The following is a 15,099-nucleotide window of genomic DNA, read 5'->3' as shown; positions in this document are numbered from 1 at the left end:
GTCACCAAAGATCGAGAGCGGCTATCTTGAATGGCGGGTTGGATCGTATCACATAGCCGTATATAACGGCGCCACTCGCAGCCACGGGAATGCTTGAACGCATGGACATGATCGATCCCTTCGGTCGCACGATCAGCTACTTGCGCGTGTCGGTCACCGACCGCTGCGATTTCCGCTGCACCTATTGCATGGCCGAGGACATGGCGTTCCTGCCCAAGAAGGACCTGCTGTCGCTCGAGGAACTCGACCGGCTCTGCACCGTCTTCATCGAAAAGGGCGTGCGCAAACTGCGCCTCACCGGCGGCGAGCCGCTGGTGCGCAAGAACATCATGCATCTGGTGCGCCAGCTGTCGCGGCACCTGAAGAGCGGCGCGCTGGAAGAGTTGACGCTGACCACCAATGGCTCGCAGCTGTCGCGCTTTGCCGCCGAGCTTGCCGATTGCGGTGTCGAGCGCATCAATGTCTCGCTGGATACGCTCGATGCCGACAAGTTCCACGCCATCACCCGCTGGGGCCATCTCGGCAAGGTCATGCAAGGCATCGATGCCGCGCAGGCGGCGGGGCTGAAGGTGAAGCTCAACGCCGTTGCGCTGAAGGACTTCAACGACGTCGAGCTGCCGGAGATGATGCGCTGGGCGCATGGCCGCGGCATGGACTTGACCGTCATCGAAACCATGCCGATGGGCGAGATCGACGCCGACCGGACCGACCAGTATCTGCCGCTATCGCTGCTGCGCGCTTCGCTCGAGCGCCAGTTCACGCTGAGCGACATCCCCTACAAGACCGGCGGTCCGGCCCGCTACGTCCATGTCGCAGAGACCGGCGGCAGGCTGGGCTTCATCACGCCGATGACGCATAATTTCTGCGAAAGCTGCAACCGCGTGCGGCTGACGTGCACCGGCACGCTCTATATGTGCCTGGGTCAGGAGGATGCCGCCGACCTGCGCGCGCCGTTGCGTGCCTCAGAAGGCAACGAGCTGGTCGCTGCTGCCATCGACGAAGCGATCGGCCGCAAGCCGAAAGGCCATGATTTCATCATCGACCGCCGCACCAGCCGCCCGTCGGTGTCGAGACATATGAGCGTCACCGGCGGCTGATTTTCTCCGCGATTGGTGCAGAATGCTTCCGTTGGAAGCGAGGGGGATTTCCATGCAGCGTGTTTGCCAAACCGGGCTGTCAGCGCTGGTCGTGGCCCTATCATTGGCGACCACAGTGGCGCTCGCAAAGCCGTTCACCTACATCAATGCGCGCTATGGCACGGTGTGCACGTTCCTGAGCCAGATTTTCAGCAAGCCGATGCCTGAGTCCCTCAATGGCGACGGTCGAAAATGGCTTAGCCCCGATGGTGCGAGCTTGTCCTGTTACGGCGGATACAAGCTGACGGAAGATACGCCCGACAGTCTGGTTGAAAAGGAAAAAGCCGACCCTGACTCTGGGGAAAAGGTCACTTACAGCAAAACCGGTAAGAACTGGGCAGTGGTCTCAAGCACCAAAGGCGACAAGATCTTCTATACCCGAATCGTCTTCGAAAAAGAGGATGCAATCCATACAGTCTGGATCGAATATCCCGCCTCGCTCAAGGCCAAGTACGACCCACTGGTCGGCGCTATCGGCGACAGCCTGCATGGGGCTGAGCAACACTGGGAATAAATCGCTCTCGACGCTGCAAACCCGATTTACCGCCATCGCGTTCCGCCCTAAATTTCGGCCTATAGCGGCTCGTCGCTCGGTTTGGGGGAATACGACATGCGCACATTCTTACTTTCTCTTGCAATGCTTGGGTTTGCCGCCGCGCCGGCAGCAGCACAGTCCATCGGCGGCAGCTACACCGTCGCGGGCACCAATTTCGACGGCTCGAAATATGGCGGCGAAGCCACCATCACGCTGACCAGCGAGACCACCTGTACCATCCATTGGGAGACGGGCGGATCATCGTCGGACGGCATCTGCATGCGCAACGACGATGCCTTCTCCGCCGGCTATGTCATGGGCAAGGAAATCGGTCTCGTCGTCTATAAGGTAGAAGATGACGGCTCGCTGCACGGCCTGTGGACCATCGCCGGCAAGAACGGCAGCGGCACCGAGGTGCTGACCCCGAAATGAGCCTGCTGGTCATCCGGCCAGCCCTCTTAGCGATTTTGTGGGCCACGGGTGAAAATCCGTGGCCTATTTCTTTGACGTTGCTGTCTTGCCGCCGGCTGCTACAGGCTTGGGCGGTTCACCGTTTCGCCGAAACGTCGAACCGCTTTATTCTTTGTTTTCACGCAATTCCGGACGGAAAACCGTTTCACACTTTTCTGGAATTGCTCTTGCAAACCGGTAACGCCCTTGCCTCTTTCCCCAAACATTCGCGGCGCGCTGTGCATGATGGTGGCCATGATCGGCTTCACCCTCAACGACGCCATCACCAAGTTCTCGTCGGAATCGATGAACATGGCGCAGGTGATGCTGGTGCGCGGCGCCTTTGCGTCGCTGCTCGTCGGCCTGCTCGCCTGGCAGCAAGGCGCGCTCGCGCGACCGAGGTCGATGCTGCAGCCGCTGGTGACGCTTCGCGTGGTCGCCGAGGCCGGCGCCACCGTCGCCTTCCTTGTGGCATTAGCGCATCTGCCGATCGCCAATGTCTCGGCGGTGCTGCAGGCGCTGCCGCTGGCGGTGACGATGGGGGCGGCACTCGTATTCAGCGAAGCGGTCGGCTGGCGGCGCTGGCTGGCGATCGCGGTCGGCTTTGGCGGCGTGCTGATCATCGTGCGGCCAGGCTTCGAAGGCTTCAGCATCTATTCGCTGTACGCACTCGTCAGCGTCGCCTGTTGCGCAGTACGTGACCTCGCCACCAAGCGCATCCCGAGGGCTATCCCGACCTTGCTGGTGTCGACGGCAACGGCAATCGCCATGACCATCGTTGGCGCCGTGCTGCTGTCGCCGATGGGCGGCTGGACGCCGATGTCCGGCAAAGGCTCGGCACTTTTGGCATTGGCGGCGGTGCTGGTGCTGATCGGCTACCAGTTCATCATCATGGCAATGCGGGCCGGCGACATCTCCTTCATTGCGCCATTCCGCTACACCGCCCTCTTTTGGTCGATGCTGCTTGGCCTCATCATCTTCGGCGATGTTCCCGACCTGCCGATGATCGTTGGCTCCGCCATCATCATCGGCTCCGGCCTCTACGCGCTCTATCGCGAACGGGTCGTCGGCCGGCAGAAGCCGGCGGCCGAAAGCGCTGGACCCGACATGGCGCCGGACGGCATATAGGTTGGCCATGAGCCAAGACATTGCAGGAATTATCCTGGCCGGAGGCCTGTCACGGCGCATGGGCGGCGGCGACAAGACTTTGCTAGCGCTTGGCGAGCGTCCGCTTCTCGACCATGTCGTTGCCCGCCTGGCGCCGCAGGTCGGATCGCTGGCGCTCAGCGCCAATAGTGACCCGGCGCGCTTCGCCGCGGCCGGTCTTCCGGTTCTCGCCGATGCGGTGGAAGGCTATGCCGGACCGCTGGCCGGAATTCTCACCGGCCTCGAATGGGCGGCAGCGAATACCGCTTTCAAGGCATTGGCGACGGCCGCCGGCGACACGCCGTTCCTGCCGGTGGACCTGGTCGAGAGGCTGGCTGCGGCTGTTGACGAGCGACCAGGCTCCATCGCTGTTGCCAGTTCCGGCGGCAGGCGGCATCCGACCTTTGCGCTGTGGCCGCTCGGGCTGCGTGAGGCCTTGCGCCATTTCCTGATCGACGAGGACAACAGGCGCGTCTCCGCCTTCATCGAGCGGCACGACTGTGTCGAAGTGGAATTTCCGTTGCTGACCCACGGCAGTGACGAGATCGACCCGTTCTTCAACATCAACACACCGCACGACCTTGCGGTGGCCGAGCGTCTGTTGCAGAGCATCGGCCCATGAACATCTTCGGCATCACCGGCTGGAAGAATTCCGGCAAGACCACACTGACCGAGAAGCTGGTCACAGAGCTCGTCCGGCGCGGCTGGACAGTGTCGACGGTCAAACATGCCCACCATGAGTTCGACATCGACAAGCCTGGCGCCGACAGCTATCGCCACCGCCAAGCGGGCGCCACCGAGGTCGCGGTGGTGTCGGGCAAACGCTGGGCGCTGATGCATGAATTGCGCGGTGAGGACGAGCCGACGCTGGAGACGGTCCTGTCGCGGCTGGCACCGTGCGATATCGTGCTGGTCGAAGGCTACAAGCGCGAGGTGCACAAAAAGATCGAAACCCGGCGGCAGGAGGCCAAGGACCGCTCGCCGCTGTCAGCGAACGACGGACATATCGTGGCGATTGCCGCCGACTTCGCGGTTACCGGCGAAAGCCTGCCTGTGTTCGATCTCGACGACACGGGAGGGATAGCCGACTTCATCGAGCGCATGACCGGCCTCAAACCTTGAGGCCACTGCCCTGGCCCGGTTCAGCCGCCCTCTTCAGCCGTTGCATTGTCTAAGCGCGTCGCGCCTGAACGCCCTCATGCAACGCGCTTCAGGTTGTTTTATTTATGCATGTCGTTGTCCCAAAACCGCTGCACACTTCGGGCGACATGCATTAACCCGGCGTCAGCATTGGCTGGATCCGCAAATCCCGCAAGCAACGGTTTTACAGTTGCTTTTCTCCCGAAAACAGTGGGAGTATCGCGCCAGCGGGCGGTCAAAAGCACCGCCCCACAGAGCCGTTCCGGAACGACGGCCGGGAGCCATAAAGAGAGGACTATCATGCGTATTGCACTGCGTATCGCGCTCGCCGCATCGGCTGCGCTGCTGACGCTCGGCGTCGCCCAGGCTCAGGAAACGACCCTGAGAATCGGCACCGAAGGCGCCTACCCCCCATTCAACAACCTGACCTCGGACGGCCAGCTCGTGGGCTTCGACATCGACATCGCCAAGGCGCTCTGCGACGAGATGAAGGTCAAGTGCACCTTCGTCGCCCAGGATTGGGACGGCATCATTCCGGCCCTGCAGGCCGGCAAGTTCGACGCCATCGTCGCCTCGATGTCGATCACACCGGAGCGCGCCGAGAAGGTCGACTTCACCCACAAATACTACAACACGCCGTCGGCGATCGCGGTACCCAAGGATTCGACCCTCAAGGGCGTGACCAAGGAAGACCTGGCCGGCAAGACTATCGGCGTCGCAACCACGACGACGCATTTCAATTACGCCTCGAAAACCTATACGGACAGCACGGTCAAGGGCTATCCGAGCAGCCCCGAAGAGCAGGCCGATCTCGCCAACGGGCGTCTCGACGCGATCGAGGACGATATCGTCGTGTTGCAACAGTTCCTGGATTCGCCTGATGGCGCCTGCTGCAAGATTCTCGGCCAGCCCTCGCCGCAGCCGGTCGATATCTTTGGACCGGGCGCCGGCATCGCCGTGCGCAAGGGCGAGACGGATCTGGTCAACAAGTTGAACAGCGCCATCGACGCTATCCGCGCTAACGGAAAGTACAAGGAAATCAACGACAAGTACTTCAAGTTCGACGTCTTCGGCGCCGAGTCCTGATCGTCTGAAACAAGGCGGCAGGGGAATTTTCTCCTGCCGCCTTGGCCTGACAGAAGTGGAGACAAGACCCGTCAATGCCAAGCCAGAACATATGGATACTTCTCACTTGGGGACCCGATGGCTGGATTGACGATATTGCCTATGGCGCACTGGTCACGATTGCGCTCGCGCTGGCGACACTGCCGATCGGCCTGACGATCGGCTTTTTCGTGGCCTGGGCGAAACAATCCGAAGAGCCGTCGCTTCGCGTGGCCGCCAACATCTACACCACGGTGTTTCGCGGCCTGCCGGAACTGGTGACGCTTTTCCTGTTCTTCTTCGGCATGCCGATCCTCTTGCAGTATGTCATCCGTCTGTTCAGGCCGGAAGCGACGGTCGATGTCGACAGCTTCCTCGCCGGCATGATCGTGCTGTCGCTTATCTTTTCGTCGTATTCCAGCGAAGTCTTCCTTTCGGCCTTTCGCGCCATTCCGAAGGGCCAGTATGAAGGCGGCTATGCCATCGGGCTGTCGAAATGGCAGACGATGCGCAAGGTGATCCTGCCGCAGCTGCTGCGCATCGCCTTCCCCGGCCTTGAGAATTGCTGGCTGAGCCTGCTCAAGGACACGGCCCTGGTGTCGGTCGTCAACCTGGCTGAAACCCTGCGCAACGCCGGCGTGGCGGCCCGTGTCACCAAACATTCCTTCCTGTTCTACAGCGTCGCGGCGATGGTGTTCCTTATCCTTGCCATCCTGTCGTCGATCGCCACCGGCTTCATCCTGCGTTCGCTCGGGAGGAGGGAGGCACGATGAGCGTCGTGACGCGCGCCGCCGTCGACATCGAGAAGCCACCACCACGGGCGCGAGGCTGGCCGCGGGCCCGTATCGTCGGCTACGCGCTGGTCGGCTTCTGGATCCTGTTCGGCATCGGCATCGCCGTCTATCTGGTTTACGCCTGGAATGGCGAATTCTTCGCCAGATACGCGCCGGCCTATCTGCAGGGCTTGGGAACCACGCTTGGGCTGGTGGCCATCTCTATGGTGCTCGGCGCGCTTTTTTCGCTGCCCGTCACCTATGCCCGCATGTCGAAGAACCGCTATCTGTCCGTCCTGGCCTATTGCTACGTCTACTTCTTCCGCGGCACGCCGCTGCTCGTCCAAGTCTATCTCGTCTATTACGGCCTGGGCTCATTCCGGGTGCAGCTCGAATCCGTCGGACTGTGGTGGTTCTTCCGCGACGCCTTCAATTGCGGTGTGTTCGCCTTCGCGCTCAACACCGCCGCCTACCAGGCCGAAATCCTGCGCGGCGCCATAGAGAGTGTTCCGAGGGGTCAATGGGAGGGCGCTGCTTCGCTCGGCCTGCACAAATTGCAGACGCTGCGCAAGGTCGTCCTGCCGCAGGCCTTTATCGTCGCGCTCCGGCCCTACGGCAACGAGCTCGTCTTGATGATCAAGGCTTCCGCCATCGTTGCCATCATCACCGTCTATGATTTGATGGGCAACGCGAAGCTGGCCTACGCCAAGTCCTTCGACTTCCAGGCCTATGTCTGGGTCGCCATCGTCTATCTGGTGATGGTCGAGATCCTGCGCCACGGCGTCGAATGGATCGAGCGACGGATCACCATTCATCTGATCCGCTGAGCGGTCGGCTGTACCAGTCGATCGGCTCATGCGCGTCTTGACGAATGGCGCGTAGAGCCTAGAGCTTTCCAAGACAATTCCGTTCCGTCTGAAGGGCAACTCATGGCATCTGTGGCATTTCTCGGTCTTGGCGTGATGGGCTATCCCATGGCCGGGCACCTCAGGAACAAAGGCGGCCACGACGTCACCGTCTACAACCGCACCGCGGCGAAAGCCGAGCAATGGGTTGCCCAGCATGGCGGCAAGTCTGCCGCGACGCCGGCGGAGGCCGCAGAGGGCCAGGACTTCGTCTTCTCCTGCGTCGGCAATGACGACGATCTGCGCTCGGTGACGGCCGGGGCCCATGGCGCCTTCGCCGCGATGAAAAAAGGCTCCGTCTTCATCGACAACACCACCGCTTCGGCCGAAGTCGCGCGCGAACTGGCCGACGCCGCTGAAAAGGCCGGCTTTTCCTTCCTCGACGCGCCGGTTTCCGGCGGCCAGGCGGGCGCTGAAAACGGCATGCTGACGGTGATGGTCGGCGGCGAGCAGGCTGCTTTCGAGAAGGCCAGGCCGGTCATCGACGCCTTTGCCCGCATGGTCGGGCTGATGGGTCCGTCGGGCGCCGGCCAGCTCACGAAGATGATCAATCAGATCACCATTGCCGGGCTGGTTCAGGGACTGGCCGAAGGCATCCATTTCGGCAAGAAGGCCGGGCTCGACATCGAGAAGGTCATCGAGGTGATTTCCAAGGGCGCTGCCGGGTCCTGGCAGATGGAGAACCGACACAAGACGATGAATGCCGGTAAATATGATTTCGGCTTTGCCGTCGACTGGATGCGCAAGGATCTCGGCATCTGCCTCGATGAAGCCGACCGCAATGGCGCCAGACTGCCGGTGACCGCCCTTGTCGACCAGTTCTACAAGGATGTGCAGGCGATGGGCGGCAAGCGCTGGGACACCTCGTCCCTGCTGGCGCGCCTGGAAAAATAGGCGTTCGCAATGGCCGAGCTTTCGCCCCAATCGAGCGCCGATGAGATCGTCGCCCATTTGCGCTCGATCGGCACGGAGAACAATCGCCTAGGTATGCTGCGCTACGGCATCAAGATCGAGCGCGCGCTCGGCATCTCGCATGGCATGCAGCGGCAGATCGCCAAAAAGATCAAGCGCAACCACGAGCGTGCTTTCGAGCTTTGGCAGACCGGCATCATGGAGGCGCAGTTCATCGCTTCCGTCACGGCCGACCCGAAGCGCTTCTCAGCCGCGGATGCACGACAATGGGCCGCGTCCTTCGATTCCTGGGATATCGTCGACGGCGTCTCCGATCTCTTCGTCGACACGGACGCCTGGAAGGAGCTGATTGAAGAGTTCGCGGCGGACGAGCGCGAGTTCGTTCGACGCACGGCCTTTGCCATGATGGCGTGGTCCGTCGTGCACCGGAAGCAGGAGCCGGTGGCGACTTTCCTCGGCTTCCTGCCGATCATCGAAGCGCATGCCGCCGACAGCCGCAATTTCGTGAAGAAGGCGGCAAACTGGGCGCTTCGTTCGATCGGCAAGCGATCGTTGGAGATGCACGGAGCTGCCCTTGCCGTGGCCGAACGGCTGGCCCAGTCGACCGACAAGACGGCTCGCTGGATTGGCAAGGACGCCGTACGGGAACTCACCAATGCCAAGATCATCGAGCGGATCGCCGCCAGAAAAGGCTGACCTAGCCAACGTCCGGTTCACCGAGGTGACGCGGCAGACGCGCGCCGATTTCGAAGGCCTCTTCGAAGCGCAAGGCGGTCCGAAGTATTGCTGGTGCATGGCCTGGCGGCCCCTGCCCGGCCGCCGCGAGCATGTCCAGCACGCCGAGTTGAAACGGGCCATGATGGCGCTTGTCGAGGCCGGTACGCCGGTCGGAATCTTGGCCCAGATTGACGGCAAGACCGTCGGCTGGTGCTCGGTCGCGCCGCGCCAGACATATCGGAAGCTGACGTCGCAACAGGACGATGACGAGACCGGCATCTGGTCGATCGTCTGCTTCTATGTGCCAAGGGCGCTGCGCGGCGGCGGGCTGGCGGCAGCGCTGTTGCTTGACGCCGCCATAGATCACGCCTTTGCCAAGGGCGCCGGCGTGATCGAGGCCTACCCGGTCGACGAGGCATCGCCGAGCTACCGTTTCATGGGGTTTCGCGACATGTTCATCGCTCGCGGGTTCCATGAGGTCGGCATGGCCGGCTCTCGCAGACATGTGATGCGGCTCGAGCGTTGACGCGATCGGCCGCGGCGTCTTTACTCCTGCACAAAGGAAGCGGCCGATGAGCAGTCCTCTCAAATCGACCTTGGCGCTTGCAGCCGCGTTGTTGGTGTTCACCGCTACCAACGCCTCAGGCCAAACCGCGCACATCTTCTGGAAAGATCTGCGTCCTGCGACGCAGGCGGTGGCCGAAGATGCCGGCCTGCCGATGATTGCGGCAAAACTGCCCGATCGTGGCGAGACATTGTCGCTCAACCTGCAGGACAAGACGGTACAAATAGCCGGCTATGCATTGCCGGTCGACCGTGATGGCGATCTCGTCTACCAGTTCCTGCTGGTGCCGTGGACAGGCGCTTGCAGCCACATGCCGACGCCGCCGCCCAACCAGATCGTGCTGGTGACGCCGGCTCGTCCCTACAAGATGTCGCAGGCCTATGAGTCGGTTGCCGTGACCGGCGCCTTGCGGCCCGGCTTGGAGAAGAGCCAGTTGTTCATTCTCGACGGCGTCAGCATCATCCAGTCCGGCTACACCGTACGCAAAGCCGATGTGGTGGCAGTCGACACGGTGCCGGACACGATCACGCTGCCGGTCAACTCGCCCTGGAGTTTCCTCAACAAAAAGAAAAACTAAGCGCCGCCTGCTTGTGCAGCGTCACCGCCCAGTCACGGACAACCGCGCTCAGGCCGCGTTGGCGCCGGATTCCTTGTCCAGCAGCATGTAGTCGAGCGGCATTTCGGTCGTGTACTTGATCTGCTCCATGGCGAAGGACGACGACACGTCGCGGATCTCGATCTTGGCGATCAGCCGCTTGTAGAAGGCGTCATAGGCGGCGATGTCGGGCACCACGACGCGCAGGAGATAGTCGACGTCGCCGCTCATGCGGTAGAATTCGACCACTTCGGGAAATTCCTGGATGACTTCCGAGAAACGCCGCAGCCATTCATGGCTGTGCGAATTGGTGCGGATCGACACGAAAACGGTGACGCGCACATTGACCTTTTCGTGGTCGAGGATGGCGACGCGCCGCTTGATGACGCCCTCTTCCTCCAGCTTCTGGATGCGGCGCCAGCACGGCGTCGTCGACAGGCCGACTTTCTTGGCGACATCGGCAACCGCGAGCGTCGCGTCCTCCTGCAGGAGGCGGAGAATTTTTCTGTCGAGGCGATCCATTGAGGTGCTCCTGGTGCAGGCCGCGTTCCCTCGGGCGCGACGCGCTTTGGGAATAGATTGGCTATACTCCCTCTTATTTCGACCTTTCACAAGAAAGAAATTCTGCCGGATGGCACAAAAGCGAGTGATATCTTGCTTAAAGTCTAATCTATGCGATAGCGGATTTCCGATCTCAGAAACGGCAGCAAATCCATTTCAAACCATGGATTCTGCTTCAGCCATCCTGAGTTGCGCCATGACGGGTGTGGCAGCGGCAGCACTTTCGGGCTGGCCGGCGCATCCCAGATGGTGCGCCAGTCCTTCACGGTTTCCGTCAGCGACGGCCGGCGCGTGGCGCCCATATGCCAGGATTGCGCGTAGGAGCCGATTGTCAAGACGAGGTCGATCTGCGGCATCAGCGCCATCAGCGGCGCGCGCCAGGCCAGCGCGCATTCTCGGCGCGGCGGCAGGTCGCCGCCCTTTGCGTCCTGGCCGGGGAAGCAGAACCCCATCGGCACTATGGCGAATTTTTCCGTGTCGTAGAATTCCTCGCTGGTTACGCCCAGCCAGCTTCGCAAGCGGTCGCCGGACGCGTCGGTGAACGGCATGCCGGACGAATGCACCTTTGTGCCTGGCGCCTGGCCGGCGAGCAGGATGCGGGCGCTGGATGATGGCAGCAGCACCGGGCGGGGCTCGTGCGGCAGTGGCCTGCCGACCGGAGTGTCGATGCAGATGCGGCAGGCGCGGACCTTTGCCGTCAGGCGTTCGAGTTCCGCCTCCATCAGGCGGAAGCGCTCGGGCGACTGGAGACGGCGCTGTACCAGCGCGGCACGTTTGTGCACTCGTCCGGCACTTTGATGCGCGCCGGTTTCATGAAATCCATGGCGATCATGCCGGTGATATCGGCGATCGAATAGGCGTCGCCGGCGGCGAATTCGCGGTTTGCTAGTTCGGTGTCGAGCAGTTTCAGGAATTCAACCGCTTTCGCCTTGTTGGCCTCACCCCATTCGGGGATCTGCGGAATTTCCCATTCCTTCATCGCCGGATGGATGTGGCGAAAAGCCTGGGCGACGCAGCTGAGCAGATTGAACTCCATGCGCCTTTGCCACATCTCGACCTTGGCCTTGCCGAGCGCGCCTTGCCCGAACAGCGCCGGTTCGGGATGCAGTTCCTCGAAATAGCGGCAGATGGCGACGGATTCGGTGAGGATGGTGCCGTCGTCGAGCTCCAGCACCGGCAGCCGCTGCAACGGGTTGCGCGACCTGACCGGCTCCTGTTTGTGCCCCATCGCACCCATGTCGACCGGCACCAGTGGCACTGCGATGCCCTTCTCGGCGAGGAAAACCCGCACGCGCCGCGGATTGGGGGCGCGGCCGCCGTCGAACAGTTTCATGCTTATCCTCCCGATCTGGTCCTTCAACTATAGTGCTCGTCACCAGAAGCGAAACATCTCTCGCAAGGCGTCACCGACCGAAGCCAGGGTGCCGTGCTTTCTTTCGAGCGGGCCACCGTGGTGGCTTTCGCGCCAGTCTTGCGGCTGATCGAAAGTGCCGGCCCAGATGCCAACCTTGCCGGCGCGGGCAATGGCCTGCTCGGTGTCGAAATCGCCATAGGCAATTGCCCAGCCGGCCTCAACCTGGGCCCGGTTGAGATCCTTTCCACCGGCCTTGCAATCGCCGAGCAGGCGGCCGTAGCGGTCGCGCTGCCAGCCGCTGCAGGTCACCGGATTGCCTGATATCAGCCGCACCAGCGCCTGGCGTGCCAGCCTGCCGCAAGCGTAGTCTGCGCCATCCCTACGGCAGATCTGCTGGTATTCCGGAGCGTCGATGCCGCGCATGCGGATACGTTCGGTGCCAAGGGTGAGTGAATCGCCATCGTTGACGATCGCCGCCCCTTGCGCCTTGCGCGTCTCGAAACGGTCGAGGCGTGCGGCGAGCAGGATCAGCAGGCCGAGCAGAATGACCGTCAGCGCGTAATCCAGCAGCTTGCGCCACAGGCTTCGCGGAGGCGGCGGATAGTATCGCCGGCGCGGTCTTGGCGACCACGAACGGCTCATATGGCAAACAGTCTCTTAATCATTCGAACGTAGCTTAACGAATTGAGATCGCTGCGCGCATAAATCGAAGTTTCCATGCCTCTGCTACGCTCGAACACAGCGGATAAATTCATTGTGGACCGCCGGAAACCGCACCGCAACAGCGATGTGGCGCGCGCGGTGCGCAAGACGCGCGACCGTCTTTCGCAGCAGGTCGGCAATCTCGACTTCGACCGCGAGCTGCTGAAGCTGCATGCCGGGACCATGGTGCGCGGCGCAGCCATCATCCCACTGCTGGTGTTGGCGGTCGCGGCGGCCGGGCTGCTGGCCGGTGTGGACAAACAGATCAGCGTCTGGGCGCTGTTCACCCTGATCTGCTATTCGATCGTCGCCTTCATGGCGCGCCGCGTCGGCCGCACCGAAGCCGCCGAGCTCAACCCTGTTCGCACCCGCAGGGAATTCCTGATCGGCCATTCGCTGTGCGGCCTCGGCTGGGCGTGGTTCGCCTGGCTCGGCTGCGCCACCTGCCAGATCGACCAGTTCCAGGCCGCCAAGGCGGTGGTGCTGCTGCTGGCCATGGCGGCGACCGCTATCATGGCGTCGTCCTTGCGCGGCTCTCTGCTTGCCACCTTCGTCGTTCCGGTGGCGGTCTATGCCTATGCTGAAACGAAATTTTGGGTGCCGGTCGGGACGATCATGGTCGCCCTGCTGGTCGCGGCATTGCCGTTCTTTGCCTATATCGCGCGCCATCTCAACCGCTCGTCGCTGATACTTCTGTCCTTCCGCTCCGAAAAGGATGCGCTGCTCGCCGAGGTGGAGACCGCGAAATCGATGTCGGACGAAGCTCGTCGGCGGGCCGAAGACGCCAATCTGGCGAAGTCGCGCTTCCTTGCTTCTATGAGCCATGAGCTCAGGACGCCCCTCAACGCCATTCTCGGTTTTTCCGAGGTGATGGCCAATGAGGTGCTCGGGCCGATGAGCAACCCGACCTATCGCGACTACGCCCGCGACGTGCACGATTCCGGCCAGCATCTGCTCGACCTGATCAACGAAATCCTCGATCTGTCTCGCATCGAGGCCGGCCGCTATCAGCTCAACGAAGAGCCGGTGATGCTGCTCAACATCGCCGAAGATTGCTGCCACATGATGGAATTGAAGGCGCGCAACAAGGACATCCGCATCGTCCAGGATTTCGAAAGTGCCCTGCCGCGGCTGTTCGCCGACGAGCGCGCGGTGCGGCAGATCACGCTCAACCTCCTGTCCAACGCCATCAAATTCACCGCCACCGGCGGCGAAGTTCGCGTGCGCGTCGGCTGGACGGCGGGCGGCGGCCAGTACATTTCGGTCAAGGACAATGGGCCGGGCATACCGGAAGACGAAATCCCGATCGTGCTGTCCGCCTTCGGCCAGGGCTCGATCGCCATCAAGAGCGCCGAACAGGGCACCGGGCTCGGACTGCCGATTGTGCAGGGCCTGCTCGCCATGCATGGCGGCGAATTCGAACTTCAGTCGAAATTGCGCGAAGGCACCGAGGCAATCGCCATCTTCCCGCTCGCCCGAGTGATGGAGGAACTGCCGGCGCTGCCAACCAAGACCGTGGCGGCGGCCCGCCGACGTTGACAGCTTATTCTAGGCTTTGACCGCCGCCGCCATGCCCGAACTGGTAAGCGCCGCCGCCTTGACCAGACCGGCGGCAAGGGCGGCCCCTACCCCTTCGCCGTGGCTGATGCCGAGATCAAACAGCGGCCTGAGGCCGAACCGCTCGGCGGCAAGCCTTTGGCCGGGTTCAGGCGACTGGCTGGCCAGCAGGCAATGGTCGAGCGCACCCGGGTTGGCGGCATGCAGCACGGCAGCGGCAGCGGTCGCGGCGAAGCCGTCGAGCAGCACCGGGATTTTTTGCATCCGGGCGGCGAGGATGGCGCCGGCAATGGCCGCAAACTCGCGGCCACCGACCCGGCGCAGTGCTTCCAACGGGTCCTTCAGAGCCGCACCATGGAAGGCGACGGCTGCATCGACTACATCAGCCTTGCGCGCCTGCATGGCCGCGTCGGCACCGGAGCCGGGGCCGACCCAGTCGGCGCCGCTGCCACCGAACAGGGCGGCGCACAAAGCCGCCGCAACGGTGGAGTTGCCGACGCCGAGATCGCCGAGGCAAATCAGATCGGAGCCACCGGCAATGGCTTCCATGCCGAAGGCCATGGTGGCGGCGCAGCCGCGTTCGTCGAGGGCGGCGTCCTCGGTGATGTCGGCGGTCGCAATGTGCAGCGCCAGATCGAACACCTTGAGGCCAAGATTGTTGGCGACGCAAATCTGGTTGATTGCCGCACCGCCGGCGGCGCACAGCTCAACGGCGTTTGCGGTCTCAGCGACAGGGCGCGGCGAGATGCCGTGGCGGGTCACGCCATGGTTGCCGGCGAAGATCGCCACCAGGGGCCGGTTCACCGCCGGCGGGGCGCGCCCGCTCCAGGCAGCAAGCCAGGCGGCGATGTCCTCGATGCGGCCAAGCGAGGCTTTCGGCTTGTCGGCCTTGGGAAAAACGGGGGGGGGCCGGGTTTGGGGGGGGGGATTGTTGGTGGTATAGAGAA

Annotated in this window: 20 protein-coding genes; 14 read left to right on the top strand and 6 right to left on the bottom strand. The window is 62.6% G+C overall.

Going from position 1 to position 15,099, the window contains the following annotated elements; translation table 11 throughout:
• The first annotated feature begins 101 nt into the window (after positions 1-101).
• From moaA to NKI35_RS26510, 3 genes are all read left to right on the top strand, one after another.
• Complete coding sequence (gene moaA / locus NKI35_RS26520) at positions 102-1,097, top strand: GTP 3',8-cyclase MoaA (protein ID WP_031193366.1); 996 nt, start codon at positions 102-104, stop codon at positions 1,095-1,097.
• Positions 1,098-1,149: 52 nt separating this feature from the next.
• Complete coding sequence (locus NKI35_RS26515; protein WP_023706844.1) at positions 1,150-1,650, top strand: hypothetical protein; 501 nt, start codon at positions 1,150-1,152, stop codon at positions 1,648-1,650.
• A 96-nt stretch (positions 1,651-1,746) separates the two neighbouring features.
• A complete protein-coding gene (locus tag NKI35_RS26510) occupies positions 1,747-2,103 on the top strand; it encodes a hypothetical protein (protein ID WP_023669002.1) in 357 nt (118 codons plus the stop codon).
• A gap of 98 nt (positions 2,104-2,201) precedes the next feature.
• Here NKI35_RS26510 and NKI35_RS26505 read toward each other — a convergent pair whose 3' ends face one another.
• Complete coding sequence (locus NKI35_RS26505) at positions 2,202-2,378, bottom strand: hypothetical protein (protein WP_198020043.1); 177 nt, start codon at positions 2,376-2,378, stop codon at positions 2,202-2,204.
• Here NKI35_RS26505 and NKI35_RS26500 point away from each other — a divergent pair.
• The 10 genes from NKI35_RS26500 (at position 2,329) to NKI35_RS26455 (ending at position 9,960) form a co-directional block, all read left to right on the top strand.
• Positions 2,329-3,249, top strand: coding sequence for a DMT family transporter (locus tag NKI35_RS26500; RefSeq protein WP_023730566.1), 921 nt, complete (start codon positions 2,329-2,331; stop codon positions 3,247-3,249). The two genes, NKI35_RS26505 and NKI35_RS26500, sit on opposite strands and share 50 nt — an antisense overlap.
• 7 nt (positions 3,250-3,256) lie before the next feature.
• Complete coding sequence (gene mobA / locus NKI35_RS26495; protein WP_023706846.1) at positions 3,257-3,889, top strand: molybdenum cofactor guanylyltransferase MobA; 633 nt, start codon at positions 3,257-3,259, stop codon at positions 3,887-3,889.
• Complete coding sequence (gene mobB / locus NKI35_RS26490) at positions 3,886-4,389, top strand: molybdopterin-guanine dinucleotide biosynthesis protein B (RefSeq protein ID WP_352741816.1); 504 nt, start codon at positions 3,886-3,888, stop codon at positions 4,387-4,389. The genes mobA and mobB overlap by 4 nt, the downstream gene beginning before the upstream one ends.
• Before the next feature lie 318 nt (positions 4,390-4,707).
• Complete coding sequence (locus NKI35_RS26485) at positions 4,708-5,493, top strand: ABC transporter substrate-binding protein (RefSeq protein WP_023688509.1); 786 nt, start codon at positions 4,708-4,710, stop codon at positions 5,491-5,493.
• Between the two features lie 74 nt (positions 5,494-5,567).
• Complete coding sequence (locus NKI35_RS26480) at positions 5,568-6,284, top strand: ABC transporter permease (protein WP_023669007.1); 717 nt, start codon at positions 5,568-5,570, stop codon at positions 6,282-6,284.
• Complete coding sequence (locus NKI35_RS26475) at positions 6,281-7,111, top strand: ABC transporter permease (RefSeq protein ID WP_352741815.1); 831 nt, start codon at positions 6,281-6,283, stop codon at positions 7,109-7,111. Before NKI35_RS26480 ends, NKI35_RS26475 begins: the two co-directional genes overlap by 4 nt.
• A gap of 102 nt (positions 7,112-7,213) precedes the next feature.
• On the top strand, positions 7,214-8,083 hold the full coding sequence (locus tag NKI35_RS26470; RefSeq protein ID WP_352741814.1) for an NAD(P)-dependent oxidoreductase: 870 nt from the start codon (positions 7,214-7,216) through the stop codon (positions 8,081-8,083).
• Between the two features lie 9 nt (positions 8,084-8,092).
• Positions 8,093-8,797, top strand: a complete 705-nt coding sequence (locus tag NKI35_RS26465; protein ID WP_352741813.1) for a DNA alkylation repair protein — start codon at positions 8,093-8,095, stop codon at positions 8,795-8,797.
• On the top strand, positions 8,757-9,344 hold the full coding sequence (locus NKI35_RS26460; protein ID WP_352741812.1) for a GNAT family N-acetyltransferase: 588 nt from the start codon (positions 8,757-8,759) through the stop codon (positions 9,342-9,344). The genes NKI35_RS26465 and NKI35_RS26460 overlap by 41 nt, the downstream gene beginning before the upstream one ends.
• A 46-nt stretch (positions 9,345-9,390) precedes the next feature.
• Positions 9,391-9,960, top strand: coding sequence for a DUF3299 domain-containing protein (locus tag NKI35_RS26455; protein ID WP_352741811.1), 570 nt, complete (start codon positions 9,391-9,393; stop codon positions 9,958-9,960).
• Between the two features lie 48 nt (positions 9,961-10,008).
• Here NKI35_RS26455 and NKI35_RS26450 read toward each other — a convergent pair whose 3' ends face one another.
• From NKI35_RS26450 to NKI35_RS26435, 4 genes are all read right to left on the bottom strand, one after another.
• Positions 10,009-10,500: an Lrp/AsnC family transcriptional regulator gene (locus NKI35_RS26450; RefSeq protein WP_023669013.1), complete on the bottom strand. Its 492-nt coding sequence runs from the start codon at positions 10,498-10,500 to the stop codon at positions 10,009-10,011.
• Positions 10,501-10,643: 143 nt separating this feature from the next.
• Positions 10,644-11,261 (bottom strand): uracil-DNA glycosylase family protein, encoded by a 618-nt coding sequence (locus NKI35_RS26445; protein ID WP_352741830.1) that lies wholly within the window; start codon positions 11,259-11,261, stop codon positions 10,644-10,646.
• Entirely contained in the window at positions 11,261-11,872 is a 612-nt protein-coding gene (locus NKI35_RS26440) for a glutathione S-transferase (protein WP_352741810.1), read from the bottom strand. Before NKI35_RS26440 ends, NKI35_RS26445 begins: the two co-directional genes overlap by 1 nt.
• Positions 11,873-11,911: 39 nt before the next feature.
• Complete coding sequence (locus NKI35_RS26435) at positions 11,912-12,535, bottom strand: thermonuclease family protein (RefSeq protein ID WP_023682482.1); 624 nt, start codon at positions 12,533-12,535, stop codon at positions 11,912-11,914.
• A gap of 75 nt (positions 12,536-12,610) precedes the next feature.
• Here NKI35_RS26435 and NKI35_RS26430 point away from each other — a divergent pair, with 75 nt between their 5' ends.
• Entirely contained in the window at positions 12,611-14,134 is a 1,524-nt protein-coding gene (locus NKI35_RS26430; RefSeq protein ID WP_352741809.1) for a sensor histidine kinase, read from the top strand.
• 9 nt (positions 14,135-14,143) lie between these two features.
• Here NKI35_RS26430 and NKI35_RS26425 read toward each other — a convergent pair.
• The coding region (locus tag NKI35_RS26425; protein ID WP_352741808.1) for a nicotinate-nucleotide--dimethylbenzimidazole phosphoribosyltransferase at positions 14,144-15,099 on the bottom strand (956 nt) is incomplete at its 5' end.

Origin of the sequence: Mesorhizobium sp. M0676 (assembly GCF_040320535.1) — a bacterium.
Taxonomy (GTDB): Bacteria; Pseudomonadota; Alphaproteobacteria; order Rhizobiales; family Rhizobiaceae; genus Mesorhizobium.
Note: the sequence above shows the minus strand (reverse complement) of the source record. Positions and strands in the feature narration are given on the sequence as shown.